14 protein-coding genes and 1 pseudogene are annotated in these 14,049 nt (G+C 63.7%); 13 read left to right on the forward strand and 2 right to left on the reverse strand.

The window, feature by feature from the left end:
* Positions 1-38: 38 nt before the first annotated feature.
* The 5 genes from lepB (at position 39) to recO (ending at position 4,265) form a co-directional block, all read left to right on the forward strand.
* Positions 39-788 (forward strand): signal peptidase I, encoded by a 750-nt coding sequence (lepB, locus tag ACYG97_RS02480; protein ID WP_023670241.1) that lies wholly within the window; start codon positions 39-41, stop codon positions 786-788.
* Positions 788-1,504, forward strand: a complete 717-nt coding sequence (gene rnc, locus ACYG97_RS02485; RefSeq protein ID WP_023684493.1) for a ribonuclease III — start codon at positions 788-790, stop codon at positions 1,502-1,504. Before lepB ends, rnc begins: the two co-directional genes overlap by 1 nt.
* Positions 1,501-2,433 carry a GTPase Era gene (gene era, locus ACYG97_RS02490; RefSeq protein WP_023731994.1) on the forward strand — a complete coding sequence of 311 codons (933 nt, stop codon included), beginning with the start codon at positions 1,501-1,503 and terminating at the stop codon, positions 2,431-2,433. Before rnc ends, era begins: the two co-directional genes overlap by 4 nt.
* A 44-nt stretch (positions 2,434-2,477) precedes the next feature.
* A complete protein-coding gene (locus ACYG97_RS02495; RefSeq protein WP_023731993.1) occupies positions 2,478-3,371 on the forward strand; it encodes an aminoglycoside phosphotransferase family protein in 894 nt (297 codons plus the stop codon).
* A gap of 102 nt (positions 3,372-3,473) precedes the next feature.
* Positions 3,474-4,265 carry a DNA repair protein RecO gene (gene recO / locus ACYG97_RS02500; RefSeq protein ID WP_023670245.1) on the forward strand — a complete coding sequence of 264 codons (792 nt, stop codon included), beginning with the start codon at positions 3,474-3,476 and terminating at the stop codon, positions 4,263-4,265.
* 101 nt (positions 4,266-4,366) lie between these two features.
* On the opposite strand, the gene ACYG97_RS02505 is transcribed toward recO, so the two are convergent.
* Positions 4,367-4,831: an NUDIX domain-containing protein gene (locus tag ACYG97_RS02505; protein WP_023687287.1), complete on the reverse strand. Its 465-nt coding sequence runs from the start codon at positions 4,829-4,831 to the stop codon at positions 4,367-4,369.
* A gap of 247 nt (positions 4,832-5,078) precedes the next feature.
* Between ACYG97_RS02505 and ACYG97_RS02510 the strand changes: the two genes are divergently transcribed.
* From ACYG97_RS02510 to ACYG97_RS02545, 8 genes are all read left to right on the forward strand, one after another.
* Positions 5,079-7,853, forward strand: coding sequence for a DUF2339 domain-containing protein (locus ACYG97_RS02510; RefSeq protein WP_023731992.1), 2,775 nt, complete (start codon positions 5,079-5,081; stop codon positions 7,851-7,853).
* Between the two features lie 47 nt (positions 7,854-7,900).
* Complete coding sequence (locus tag ACYG97_RS02515) at positions 7,901-8,143, forward strand: type II toxin-antitoxin system VapB family antitoxin (RefSeq protein ID WP_023670248.1); 243 nt, start codon at positions 7,901-7,903, stop codon at positions 8,141-8,143.
* Positions 8,143-8,559, forward strand: a complete 417-nt coding sequence (locus ACYG97_RS02520; protein ID WP_023670249.1) for a type II toxin-antitoxin system VapC family toxin — start codon at positions 8,143-8,145, stop codon at positions 8,557-8,559. The genes ACYG97_RS02515 and ACYG97_RS02520 overlap by 1 nt, the downstream gene beginning before the upstream one ends.
* 162 nt (positions 8,560-8,721) lie before the next feature.
* Positions 8,722-9,240 (forward strand): RNA polymerase sigma factor, encoded by a 519-nt coding sequence (locus ACYG97_RS02525; RefSeq protein ID WP_023670250.1) that lies wholly within the window; start codon positions 8,722-8,724, stop codon positions 9,238-9,240.
* Entirely contained in the window at positions 9,237-10,028 is a 792-nt protein-coding gene (locus ACYG97_RS02530; RefSeq protein ID WP_023687291.1) for an anti-sigma factor family protein, read from the forward strand. The genes ACYG97_RS02525 and ACYG97_RS02530 overlap by 4 nt, the downstream gene beginning before the upstream one ends.
* Positions 10,029-10,234: 206 nt before the next feature.
* Positions 10,235-11,332, forward strand: a complete 1,098-nt coding sequence (locus tag ACYG97_RS02535; RefSeq protein WP_023692865.1) for a peptidase C39 family protein — start codon at positions 10,235-10,237, stop codon at positions 11,330-11,332.
* A 5-nt stretch (positions 11,333-11,337) separates the two neighbouring features.
* Entirely contained in the window at positions 11,338-12,801 is a 1,464-nt protein-coding gene (locus ACYG97_RS02540; protein WP_023692866.1) for a RimK family protein, read from the forward strand.
* A gap of 38 nt (positions 12,802-12,839) precedes the next feature.
* On the forward strand, positions 12,840-13,112 hold the full coding sequence (locus ACYG97_RS02545; RefSeq protein ID WP_023670254.1) for a DUF3303 domain-containing protein: 273 nt from the start codon (positions 12,840-12,842) through the stop codon (positions 13,110-13,112).
* A 13-nt stretch (positions 13,113-13,125) separates the two neighbouring features.
* Here ACYG97_RS02545 and ACYG97_RS02550 read toward each other — a convergent pair.
* Positions 13,126-14,024 (reverse strand): annotated as a pseudogene (locus tag ACYG97_RS02550) (LysR substrate-binding domain-containing protein).
* Positions 14,025-14,049: the final 25 nt, after the last annotated feature.

Below are 14,049 nucleotides of genomic sequence, written 5' to 3' on the forward strand. Positions count from 1 at the left end.
CGAGACTCTATACCATCCAACGCACAATCGAGGACGACATGAGCGTGGCTGAAAAATCCGAGAAGAAATCCGGCGGGCTTGGCGAAATCGTCAGCGTCATCATCCAGGCTTTGCTGCTGGCCATGGTCATCCGCACGTTGCTGTTCCAGCCCTTCTCGATCCCGTCCGGCTCTATGCGGCCGACCTTGCTCGAAGGCGACTATCTGTTCGTCACCAAATGGTCCTACGGCTTCTCGCGCTATTCGCTGCCATTCGGCCCCGACATCTTTTCCGGCCGCATCTGGGGTTCCGATCCGAAGCGCGGCGACGTGGTGGTCTTCAAGTTCCCGCCGGATCCGTCGCTCGACTACATCAAGCGCGTCGTCGGCCTGCCGGGGGACAAGATCCAGATGAAGGACGGCCAATTGTTCATCAACGGCCAGGGCGTGCCTCGTGTGAAAACCGGCCAGATCCAAAATCCTGATATCACGGAAGTGCCTGAGCCGGTCGACGTCTATCGCGAGACCCTGCCCAACGGCGTCAGCTACGACACGCTCGACCTGACACCGAATTCGATCACCGACAACACCCGCGAGTTCGTCGTGCCCCCCGGCAACTATTTCATGATGGGCGACAACCGCGACAATTCCTCCGACAGCCGCCTCAGCGTCGGCTACGTGCCGGCGGAGAACCTTGTCGGCCGCGCTAACATCGTCTTCTTCTCGATCGCCGGGAAGGCGAGCCCGCTCGAGATCTGGAAATGGCCGTCGCTGGTGCGCCTGTCGCGCCTGTTCCATTTCGTGAATTGATGGCTTTGAAGCGCCCGACGGGTGAAACTCTGGCCGATTTGGTGACAGCCAAAACCGGCCATTCCTTCCGGGACGTCCGTTTGCTCGAGACCGCGCTGACGCATTCCAGCGCGGTCAAGGCAAGCAGCAACAACCAGCGCCTCGAATTCCTTGGCGACCGCGTGCTCGGCCTGATCGTTGCCGACCTGCTTTTTGAAAAGTTTCCTGAGGCGCCGGAAGGTGAAATCGCCCCGCGCTTCAATGCCCTGGTCGATGCGCGGACATGCTCCGAGATCGGCATTGAAATGCAGCTCGAAGATCTGGTTCGGGCCGACGCTGCCTTGAAGGCGCGCTCGCGTGGCTCGGGCGGAAACTATCTGGCGGATGCAGTCGAAGCGCTGATCGCGGCGGTCTATATCGATGGCGGCCTCGATGCGGCAAGGCAATTCGTCCTGCGTTACTGGGAGCCGCGCTCGCAAAAGGTGGTGGCCAAGCCGCCCAATCCGAAATCCGACCTGCAGGAATGGATCGCCAAGACCAGCGATGTCAGGCCCGAATACGCGATCGAGAAACGAGAAGGACCTGAACATCAACCGGTTTTCACGGTGTCCGTGAAGGTCGGCGGTTTTGCGCCGGCGAGCGGCACGGGCGGCTCTCGCCGCGCAGCCGAAGAAGCGGCGGCATCGGCGTTTCTTACGCGCGAAGGCATCTGGGCCAACCAAGGGAGTGCGGCATGACCGGCAGCGAAGATCTCCCTCCGGCAGCGGAGGCCACTGCCACACACTCCGGCTTCGTCGCCCTGATCGGTGCCCCCAATGCCGGCAAGTCGACGCTGGTCAACCAGCTGGTCGGCGCCAAGGTGTCGATCGTCACCCACAAGGTGCAGACCACCCGCGCCATCGTGCGCGGCATCGCCACGCATGACAACGCGCAGATCGTCTTTGTCGACACGCCCGGCATCTTCAAGCCGAAGCGCCGGCTCGACACCGCCATGGTGACCACCGCCTGGGGTGGCGCCAAGGACGCCGATATCGTGTTGCTGCTGATCGATGCCGAGCGCGGCATCAGGGGTGACGCCGACGCCATCCTCGAGCGGCTGAAGGACGTCCGCCAACCGATGGTGCTGATCCTCAACAAGGTCGATCGGGTCAAGCACGAGGCGCTGCTGGCCCTGGCCGCGGCAGCAAACGAAAAGGTGCCGTTCAAGCGCACCTTCATGGTCTCGGCGCTGACCGGCTCCGGCTGCAAGGATCTGCTCGACTATCTCGCCGAGGCGCTTCCGGCTGGCCCCTGGTACTATCCGGAGGATCAGATATCGGACCTGCCGATGCGCCAGCTGGCGGCCGAGATCACCCGCGAGAAACTGTATCTGCGGCTGCATCAGGAGTTGCCCTATTCCTCGCATATCGAGACCGAGAAATGGGAAGAGAAACCGGATGGCTCGGTACGCATCGACCAGACCATCTATGTCGAGCGCGACAGCCAGAAGAAGATCGTGCTCGGCCACAAGGGCGAGACGATCCGCGCCATCGGCCAGTCGGCGCGCATGGAGATAGCCGGCATTCTCGAGCAGAAAGTGCACCTGTTCTTGTTCGTCAAAGTGCGTGAAAACTGGGGCGACGACCCCGAGCGCTACCGTGAGATGGGGCTTGAGTTTCCCCATTGAGCTTCATCGTCTAGAAGTGCCGCCCGGCAGTTTGAGACGATGACATGCCTGATCCAAAACCGACCATCGATACCGATCTCGTGCGCCGGCTGGTCAACGCGCAGTTTCCGCAATGGCGGCATCTGCCGGTGAGCCCGGTGACGTTTGGCGGTTGGGACAACCGAACCTTCCACCTCGGCAATGATATGACTCTGCGGCTGCCGAGTGCCGCACCATATGCCTTGCAGGTCGAAAAGGAGCACCGCTGGCTGCCCAGGCTGGCGCCGCTTCTGCCGCTGCCGATCCCGGTTCCACTGACGATGGGCGAGCCCGGGGAGGGCTACCCCTGGCATTGGTCCGTCTACCGCTGGATCGACGGCGAAACAGCCAAGACCGCCGAAATCGCCGATCGCCCACAGTTCGCGGTCGATCTGGCCAAGTTCCTCATTGCGCTCCGGCGGATCGATCCGGCGGGCGGGCCGCCCGCGGGCCAGCACAATTTCTTCCGCGGCGGATCGCCGAGCGTGTATGACAACCAGACAAGGGAAGCACTCCAGGCGCTGGAGGGGCAGATCGACACCCAGGCGGCCACCGCTGTCTGGGATGCGGCCCTTGCCGCCACCTGGCAAGGGTCGCCCGTCTGGTTTCACGGCGACGTCGCCTGGGGCAACCTTCTGGTCCAAAACGGCCGCCTGAGCGCCGTCATCGACTTCGGCACCTCCGGCATCGGCGATCCATCCTGCGACCTGGCGATCGCCTGGACATTCTTCCAGGGCGAGAGCCGGGAGGCATTCCGGGCTGCCATCGACGTCGATGAAGCGACCTGGGCGCGCGGCCGCGGCTGGACGCTGTGGAAAGCGCTGATCACGGTTGCCGGACACGACGCCAACCAAGCCGAAGCCGAGCGATCGCGCCGCGTCATCGACGACGTCCTGGCCGATCACCGGGAATTCGCGTGATCAGAGCCTTTCGACGATGTGTGGGGATCCAATGTCAGCACAGATCGCACGCGGCGCGCCAAAATCTTGATTTAGCCACGCAACCGGTGACAAGCTCCTGCCATGGAATGGCGCGACGAGGGAATCATACTCGGCACCCGCAAGCATGGCGAAACCAGCGCCATTCTCGAGGTAATGACGCGTGCGCATGGCCGCCATCTCGGCCTGGTGCGCGGCGGGCGCTCGCGCAAGCAGCAGCCGGTGCTGCAGCCCGGCAACCGCGTCGACCTTTTGTGGCGGGCACGCCTCGACGAGCATCTCGGCACCTTCCAGGCCGAGGCGATCGAGATGAATGCCGCCCGGTTGATGGACAGCGCTGTCGCCGTCTACGGCCTGCAGACCATGGCCGCGCATCTCAGACTCCTGCCCGAGCGCGACGCCCATGGCGGCCTGTATGAGACGCTTGCTGTGATGATCGCCCATCTGGACGATTCGGATGCCGCCGGGGAACTGGTGGCGCGCTTCGAACTGCTCATCCTCGACGAACTCGGCTTCGGCCTCGATCTCAGCCAGTGCGCGGCGACCGGCGCCAGGCAGGATCTGGCCTATGTCTCGCCGAAATCCGGCCGCGCGGTTTCGCGCCAGGCCGGCGCGCCATGGCGCGACAAGATGCTGGCGCTGCCGGCCTTCCTGCGGCGCGGCTCCGGCTTGCGGGCGGACCACGCGGCACTCGAGGACGCCTTCCATCTGACCGGTTTCTTTTTCACCCGCCATGTCTACGAGCCGCGCGGCATCGAACAGCCCGATGCCCGTGCCGGCTTCCTCGCCGCCTTGCGCAAGCATCATTCGGGCGGCAAGGCCGCCCTTACGGCAGACGCTGCGCCAGAAGGGGGAGGGAGACTCGGTGGGTGCTGACCTCCGCAAACCGTCCAGGTTCACACCAAAAGCTGCATGCGGCAGCATTCCCTCCCCCTTGTGGGGAGGGTTAGGGTGGGGGTACTCGTAGGGCAAGAGCCTCAGCCGGCTTTGCGATGCTCCATGAAATCATCGAGGATGGCGCGCTGACCGCCGAGGATCTTGAGGCTGGCCTCCGCGAAGGAAAACCAGCCGGCCCTGTCGATTTCGGGAAATTCCCTGGTCACGCCTGACCTGGGCGGCCATTCCATCGTGAACATGTTGCTTTTAACGGCATCGGGATCGAAATCGGCTTCGACACTCCAGGCGATCACGATCTTGCCGCCGGCTTGCCGATAGCTGCCGACAGGCTCGAAATCACCCTCGATGCTGACTCCGAGTTCTTCCCCAGCCTCGCGCCGGGCGGCGGCCAACTCATCTTCATTGTCCTCGACGAGGCCCTTGGGGATCGACCAAGCGCCTTCATCCTTCCTTGCCCAGAATGGGCCGCCGGGATGGACGAGCAGAAATTCGAGAATGCCGGCCCTTGTCCGGTGGATCAGCAGCCCTGCACTTCGTTTCGGCATTCGATTTCCTCGTAGTTCATCCGAGGATAGCATGGCTCCTGGGCAAGTGGCGGCGGCATGCCATTCCTGGCTATCTCAGATGATGGGTGAGGAGAAAGACCGTAGGCCGCTGGAATTTGCCGACGAAACATGCTCGATAACTTCTTTTCGGCCACCATTGCGGTGGCGTGACTTGAATAGCCGTCTGGGGTGGCCGTGTGGCCGCCGCAATTGTCAGTGAAAACTGGCCTGGTTTGGGGGAACCGCCATGTTTGAAAGCCTGATTGGCGCCGTCGTCGTTATCGTGCTTTTTGTCCTCGTCTTGCGCCAGCAGGGCCGCGTCAGTCTGATCGAGCGCGAGCTCGGAGCGCTGCGCAGCCTGGTTCTGTCCGGAGTGCATGCGACACCGCCCGTTGCCAAACCGGCCGAGCAGGCTGCAAGCGCACCGGCGGATGCCGCTCACGCTAGCGCACCAGTTGCCGACATAGCTTCGCCAACAACAGCAGACGCGGCACATGCCCAGGCACCGGCCGCCGAAGCCGATGCGGCCACCAGCGAGGCCGTGCCAGAACTGTCGGCCGCGGCCAAGGCGGCATTCACCGGATCCGCGCCTGCCGCCACGTCGAAGGCAGCCCGCCAGTCAGAGGTCGAAACGGCGCTCGGCACCCGTTGGGCGGTCTGGGTCGGCGGCGTCGCGCTGGCCCTGGGCGGCCTGTTCCTGATCCGCTACACCATCGAGGCCGGCATTTTCGGCCCTGAAGTGCGGCTGTCCCTGGCGGCGCTGCTCGGCCTGGTGCTGATCGGCGGCGGCGAGTTCATCCGCCGCACCGGCTTCAAGGTGCCGGTGCAAGGGGCTGCAGGCGCCTATATTCCGGCGATCCTGACGGCTGCCGGCGCCTTCATCCTGTTCGGTACGGTCTATGCCGCGCATGCCATTTACGGTTTCGTCGGGCCGGCCTTCGCCTTCACCGTGCTCGGCGCCATCGGCGTGGCGACCATTGTCGCCGCCCTCGTCCACGGCCAGGCCCTGGCCGGCATCGGTCTCGTCGGCTCGATGGCGACGCCGGCGCTTGTGTCCTCGCAGGCGCCCAACCCATGGGCGCTGTTCGTCTACCTGGCGATCGTGCTTGCCGCTACAGCCGTGATCGCCCGCATTCGCGACTGGAAATTCCTGATTGCGGCGGCCTTCTTCGGCACCGGCGCCTGGACCATCGTCTACATGATGAGCACGCTAGTCGCCGACCTTGCCGTCATCCTGTTCATCGACGCGGTGACGCTGGCGGTGCTTGCCTTTGTCTGGCTGGGCACACGTGACAGCGAAGCGGAGACGGCGAAGACCGGCTTCGACTGGCCCTCGATCGTGCCAGGCGTTTTCGTTGCGTTTTCAGCGCTAGGCCTGTCCGTCGACACGACGCTGGTCGCCGCCGGTGGCGCCTTGCCGGGCGCCTTCGTCCTCGTCGCCCTTGTCGCCACCGCACTCTACCGGCCGCGCGCGCTGCCGCTGCTGCATGCCGCCGGCGTGGTGAGCGTGATGATCCATCTCGGCATCATTCCGCCCACCACCATCGGCTCCGACATAACCCAGGGGAATATCGGCTTTGACGGCATGCCGGTGGCGGCCGGAAATCCGTTGACGCTGCGCATCGGCATTGCCCTCGGCCTGGTTTTCATCGGCGCCGGCTTCTGGGCCGCACGCCGCTTCGCCGCCTCAGCACGGGTCCGCGCGGCATGCTGGGCGGCATGGGGCGTCGCTTCGCCGCTGCTTATTCTGCTGACGCTGTGGCTCGCCTACGGCAATCTCGACCGCGACCTTGTCTACGCAGCGATAGCTGCCCTTCTGGTCGTCGTCTTCGCCGCCGGCGGCGAATGGATTGCGCGCGCCGAACAGCCGCCGCTCAAGGGCGACGTCGCCGTCTCCTTCGCGCTTTGCGGCTCGGCTCTGGCCGGGCTCCTGATGCTGCACATGGCCTTCGGTTCCGGCTGGACCACGTTGCTTGCCGGCGTTGCCGCCATCGTGCCGGCGCTGGCGACGCGTTGGCGTTCTTATCCGGTGCTGGGCTGGATTTCGGTCGGCGCGGTCGTCGCCGTGCTCGGCCGCGTCGCCTTCGATCCGACCATCGTCGGCGCCGAGTTCCTGACGACGACGCGGGTGTTCAACTGGCTGCTGCCGGGATACGGCGTACCGGCGCTAGCCTTCGGCTTTGCCGCCTGGCAACTCGCGCGTACCACCCCCGCACTACCAACAGCTGGTAATGGCCGGCCGCGCCTAGCGATGGAGGCGGGTGCAGCCCTGTTTGCGCTGCTCACCGTCGCCATGCTGGTGCGCCACGCCATGCATGGCGGCGTCATCGACACCGGTCCGGTGACGCTCGCCGAACAGGCGATCTATACGCTGATCGCCATCGGCGCCGGCGCGATACTGGTGGCCATCGACATGCGCTCGCCAAGCTCTGTGCTGCGCTACGGCTCGATGGCTGCCGGCGTGCTCTCGGTCGCCTTCATCGTCCTCCAGCATTTCCTGGTGCTCAATCCGCTGTTCACCGACGAATCGACCGGCCAGATCCCGGTGTTCAACCTCTTGTTCCTGGCTTATCTCCTGCCGGCCATCGCTGTCGGCGGGCTGGCGCTCTATGCCAGGGACAAGCGGCCGCCATGGTATGCGCAGATGCTGGCGGTGGTGGCGGCATTGCTTGTCTTCGCCTACGCCACACTGTCGGTCAGGCGCGTGTTCAAGGGCGAGTTCATCGGCCTGTGGAGCGGCCTCGGCCAGCTCGAGACCTACACCTATTCGGCGCTCTGGCTGGTCATTGGCGTCGTGCTGCTCACCGCCGGCGTCTGGCTGAAGTCGCAGGTGCTGCGCATCGCCTCGGCGGCGCTGATCGCGATTGCCGTGGTAAAAGTCTTCCTGTTCGACATGTCGGAACTGGAAGGCGTGCTCAGGGCGCTGTCCTTCATCGGTCTTGGCGCCGTGCTGATCGGCATCGGCCTGTTCTACCAGCGGCTGCTGACGCGGGCGGCGAGGGAGGCCAACGCTGCAACTTGAAGTGATATACGAGATGGAATATATCAATATCCAACGGAGGATATTCGATGCCGCTCTATATCCGCGACGACGAAGTGGATGCGCTGGCCAGCAGATTGCAACGCGAGACGAACGCTCCGAGCAAAACGGAGGCGGTGCGGGTCGCGCTCGTGCACGAACTTGAGCGCAATCGGGCGAAGGTGCCGCTGCGCGATCGGATCGCCAGTCTTCAGGACAGGGCCAGGAAGCTTGGCCTGCCCAATCCCGATTTCGATATGAAGAAGTTCACCGACGAGATGTGGGAAGACTGATGTTTGTCGACGCGTCGGTGATCGTCGCCATTCTCAACCAGGAACCTGGGTGGGAGGAATTGCTGAAGCAGCTATCCGGTTTTTCCGGGCAGGTCTGGGTTTCTCCGTTGGTTCACTTCGAAGCAACACAGGCATTGGCAAGGGCCGGCGCCGGCCCGCGCAGACCCAGCGCTGAAGCCCTTCTCCATGCCCGCGATCTGATCGATGAGTTCATTGTGGAGATCATGGGAGAGAGTCTGGCCATTGACGACAACATCGGCTCTCGGGCCATTGACGCGAGTGCCCGTTACGGCAAAGCCGTTGGCCACAAGGCGGATCTGAATCTCGGGGACTGTTTTGCTTACGCCTGCGCGAAAAGCCGCGATCTTCCACTGCTATACAAAGGCCATGATTTCGCACAGACCGATTTAGGATAATTCGGCCCTTTTGTTGATTGCGGGGAATAATTTAGCCGATCAACTCGTTATCTCACTGCTTGGGTGACCGGGGCGGCAGACCGCTTCGCGCTGGCCGCTTGCGCCGCGCCGGGAAGGCGCGTTCAATCGGGTTAAACAAGGGCGACCTCAGAACCAGCGGTCATGGACGAAAAGAAGGCAGCAATCCTTGGCGAAATACCGCGCCTGCGCCGCTACGCACGCTCGCTTCTGCGCGACCGCGAATCCGCTGACGATCTCGTCCAGGATTGCCTCGAACGAGCGCTCTTGCGGCTTGAAAGCTGGCAGACGGGAGAAAGCCCCCGGAGGTGGCTGTTTACGATCATGCATCATTTGTTCATCGATCAGATGCGCAAGGTGAACCGGCGCGGTGAGGCGGCGATCCTGCCGCTTGACGCAAACGAGGCGCAGGCAGTCCCCGCCGAGCAGGCCGAGAACGCCGCCTCGCGCGAGATCATCGACGCATTGCAGGCGATCAGCCCCGACCGCCGCGCCGCTCTAGTCATGGTCGCCATCGAAGGATTCTCCTATGCCGAAGCCGCCAACATTCTCGGCGTGCCCGCCGGCACGCTGATGTCGCGCATAGCGCGCGGACGCGAGGAGCTGCGCAGCCTGCTCGATGACACGGCGCGCCGCCGCTCGATAAGGATCGTCGAGAAATGACCCGCCGCGATTTTTCCGAACGCGATATCCACATGGCTCTCGACGGCGAGCTGCCGGGCGACGAGCGCGCCGCCTACGACGCCTGGATCGACGCCAATCCCGAAATGAAGGCGAAAAGCGCCCGCTACACCGCCGACCGCGCCGCGTTGCGCGCCGCCTTTGCCGGTGTGCTCGACGAGCCCGTGCCGGTGCTGTTCAAGCAGATCGTTAGCGGTGAAGGCGCGACCAAAGCGGCGGCGCGGCAGTCGCGCTGGTGGCTTGCGGCCGCGGCGGCCGCAGTGCTCGTCATCGGCGGTCTTGGCGGCTATTTTGCCGGCATCGACGGCATCGGCAGGGAAGATGGCGCCGATGACCAACTGGCCGAAGAGGCGATCGCCGCCCATGTCATCTATGCCGCCGAACAGCGCCATGCGGTGGAAGTGCCGGCAAGCGACAAGGATCACCTGCAGACCTGGCTGTCCAACCGCGTCGGCCTGAAACTGGTGGCGCCGGATCTGGTGGCGGAAGGCTTCCAGCTGGTTGGCGGCCGGCTGCTGCCCGCCGGCCAGGGCAAGGCAGCGATGCTGCTTTACGAGGACGCCAAGGGTCAGCGCATCTCCTTGTTCGTTACCGCTGATTCCTCAGCCAAGTCCAAGGGCACCTACATGGCGGACGCCGACGGCCCCGAGGCGGTCTACTGGCTGGACAAGGGCTATGCCTGCGCCGTCGTCGGCTCGCTGCCGCGAGAGCAGCTGGCCGCGGTCGCCAAGCGCGCCTACGGTCAGCTTCTGGCCGGTATCGCCAGTTGAGCACATTCGGTTTTGGCGTCATGCGCCGAGGCGGCGCCGCACCTGGCGGTGCCGCGGTCACCGCCCGCCACTCGCGGTGGAACTGTCACAATTCGGCCCTATTCAAGGTGCGATAGCGCTTGGCTGATATCGGCGTTTCGGCTGATGTTTGCGACGTTTTTGACCGCGGCCTTTTCCTCCACCCAATCGAGGTTTTCCAAACCCGCATGCCTGCCGAGATTCGCAAGGCCCGCGCGTCCGACGTCGATGACCTCGCCGCCATCGAGAAGGCGGTCTTTTCCAGTGACCGCATTTCCCGGCGCTCCTTCCGCTTGTTGATCGAACGCGAGACAGCCGAGATGCTGGTCGCCGAAAGCGATGGCCGTGTCGCCGGCTACGCCATCGTGCTGTTTCGCAAGGGCAGCGGCGTCGCCCGGCTCTATTCGCTTGCCACCAGCCCGTTTTTCAGCGGCCGCGGCATTGGCCGCATGCTGCTTGCAGCGGCCGAAGAAGCTGCCTTCGAGCATGACCGCATGATGTTGCGTCTCGAAGTGCGCGAGGACAATCTTCGCGCCATTGGCATCTATGAGCAGAGCGGCTACCGCAAGATCGGTCGTGAGCCTCACTATTACGAGGATGGCGCCACCGCGCTGCGCTACGAAAAGACCTTGCGCGGCGATATTCCGGTCGCCACCAAAGTCCCGTTCTACCAGCAGACCTGCGAGTTCACCTGCGGTCCATGCTGCCTGATGATGGCGATGGCCAATTTCGATTCCGGCTTCGTGCCCGATCCGGTCATGGAAATCCGCCTATGGCGCGAGGCAACGACCGTGTTCATGATGTCCGGCCCGGGCGGCTGCGAGCCCTTCGGCCTTGCGGTTTCCGGCTACGAAAGCGGGCTTGCGGCGGAAATCTTCGTGTCCTTCTATGGCGCGCTGTTCTTGCAATCGGTGCGCAGCGACGACAAGCGCCGGGTGATGGAACTTGCCCAGGTGGACTTTCGCCGCCGCGCGGAACTTTACGGCATCCCGGTGAATTACCGTCCATTCACCATCGACGATATCCGCGGCGCCCTGGCTCAGGGAAAACTGGTGCTGGTGCTGATCAGCGGCTTCCTGATGTTCGGCAAGAAGGTGCCGCATTGGGTGCTGGCTATCGGCGACGATGGCGACCACATCCTGATCCACGATCCCTGGGTCGAGGACGAAAGACAGGAGACCATCCTCGATGCCGCCAACATTCCCGTGCCGCACGGCATCTTCATGAACATGGCGCAATTTGGCCGCGACGGACTGCGTGCTGCCATCACTCTTGGGAAACGCTGATAACAATGACCTGGGTCATCCTCACCGGCCGTCAGAACGATCTCGACCCGGCGGCGACGCCGCACAAGATCATCACCAACCGTGACTATCTTGCGCATCCGGCGCTGTTTCGCGGCCAGCAGCCGAAGGTCATCAACCTGTCGAACAATTACGCCTACCAGAGCCGCGGCTATTATGCCTCTCTGCTCGCCGGTTCGCGCGGCCACAAGGTCATCCCGACGGTCGAGACGATGATCGACCTGTCCGAGCGCAAGCTCTACGAGCACGCGCTGCCGGAACTGGAGCTGGCGCTCAACAAATGTCGCAAGGATCTCGGTGGCGTATTCCCGCAAAAAATCTGCATCTTCTTCGGCATCGGACCGTCGAAGGTCTGGGACCGCTTCGCCAAGCTGTTGTTCGACTGGTTCCGCGCTCCGGCGCTTGAGGTTCACATCAAGGACAGCGCCGAATGGGCTTCGATCCGCAAGATCGGCTTCCTGCCGCTGGCCAGGATGGCCGAGGAGGAAGAAGCCCTCTTCGTGCAGGCGCTCGAGACGTACACCAACCGCGAGTGGCGCGACACCAAGGGCCGCACGCCGGCACGCTACACCTTCGCCACGCTGGTCGATCCGCATGAGGAACTGCCGCCGTCGGAGATTTCCTCGCTGCGTTACTGGGCCAAGATCGCCGAAAAGATGGGCGTCGAAATCGAGCCGATCACCAGGAAGGACCTGGCCAAGCTCGCCAATTACGACGCGCTGTTCATCCGCGAGACCACCTCGATCTCAAACCACACCTACCGCTTCGCGCGCCGCGCCCAGCAGGAAGGCATGCCGGTGATAGACGACCCGCTGTCGATGATCCGCTGCACCAACAAAGTCTATCTCAACGAACTGATGGCCTACAACAAGGTGCCGGTGCCGCCGACGGTGATGATAGCCGGCACCTCGGACCTCGAACTGGCGGCGCAGACGCTGGGCTTTCCGCTGGTGCTGAAGATCCCGGATTCATCGTTCTCGCGCGGCGTCAAGAAATGCGGCAACTTCGAAGAACTGAAGACGCTCGCCACCGAGTGGCTGGAGGATTCCGATCTCCTGATCGCGCAGAAATTCATCCCGACCGAATATGACTGGCGCGTCGGCGTGCTCGGCGGGCAGCCGCTGTTTGCCGTGCATTATCTGATGGCGAAAAAACACTGGCAGATCGTCAACCACAAGGCCAGCGGCAAGCCCGACCAGGGCGGCATCAAGACCTTCACGCTGAAAGAGACGCCGCCGCATGTCGTCGACACCGCGGTGAAGGCGGCGCGCTGCATCGGCGACGGGCTTTACGGCGTCGATCTCAAGGAAACCAAGGATGGCGTCTTCGTCATCGAGGTCAACGACAACCCGAACCTCGACCATGGCTGGGAGGATTCCGGCGAAAAGGACGAAGTCTGGGTGCGGCTGACGCAATGGTTCCTGGAGCGGCTGGACCGTCCCGGGCGTTAGTTTGCCGTCCCGGGCGGCAATTCAACCGAGGGGGAAAAATGCAGTTCATCGTCATCGAGGATTTCACCGGCTGCGACCGCAAGGAGATCTACCGCCGTTTCGGCGAGCGCGGCAGATTGAAGCCGGACGCGCTTGTCGTGCACCACTCCTGGATCGCGGCTGATATGAGCCGCTGCTTCCTTTTGGTCGAGGCCGATGACGTCACGCTGCTGCAGCGCTGGGTCATCGAATGGTCTGACCTGGTGGAGTTCGAGATCATTCCCGTGGCGACGAACAAGGACATGGTCGCCGCACTGGCCGGCCATCTCTGAGCAGTTCGGTCCATCAGCCGAGCACCGGCGAACCCACCGACCGCCGGCATTCCTCAATCAGCCAATTGCGAAACGCCGCCACCAGGTCGCGCCTTGCACTGCGTTCCGGGATCGTCAGGCAATATGGCTGACGCAGCGCGATCGATAGGGCATTCGCCCGGACCAAACGGCCGTCTTCCAGCGCCCCGGCGCAATAAATGCCTTGCGCCAGCGCCACGCCCAGCCCTGAAATGACAAGGTCGAGCGCTGCCCGCGACGAGTTCGCCGACAGGCCGCGCTGCACTGCGCGGCCGGGTTCTATGCCCGCCGCCTCGAACCAGGTGCGCCAAGACGGAAACGACGCGCCGGTCGGTCCCCAGTCGGTGTGAATCAGTGGCAGGCCGGCGAGGCTGTCGGTTTTGGCGGTGAGTTCTGGCGCGCAGACGGGGTAGACGGCGTCCCTGACAATGTCTTCGGTCGGGTGTTCACGATAGTGCGGGCCGAAGGACAGCCGGATGTCGATCAGTTCGCGGTCGAACGGCACCGGATCGTCATCGCCGCGCAGGGATATGTCGACGGCGCCGTGGCTGGCCACAAAGCCGGCGAGACGTTCGGAAAGCCAGCCCATCGCCATGGACGGCGGCACCGATATGACAAGCCGCGGGCGGAAGGCATCGCTGCCACGCGCGATGCTGCCGATCTCCCGAAAAGCCAGGGTCAGCCGGGGCAGCATCTCGACGCCGGCTTCCGTCAGCACCACGCGGCGGTTGACGCGATGGAACAGTTTTCGACCCATCTGCTCCTCGACGGTGCGAATGAGCTGGCTGACCGCAGCCGCCGAGATCGAGAGCTCATCCGCCGCTGCGCGAAACTCCCCGAGCGCGCCGCCGCCTCGAAGGCTTGAAGTCCTCTCAGGGAAGGAAGCGCGGTCATTGGGTGATCCGATAGGAAGGTCAGC

The sequence above is a fragment of the Mesorhizobium sp. W067 genome (genome assembly GCF_054719525.1).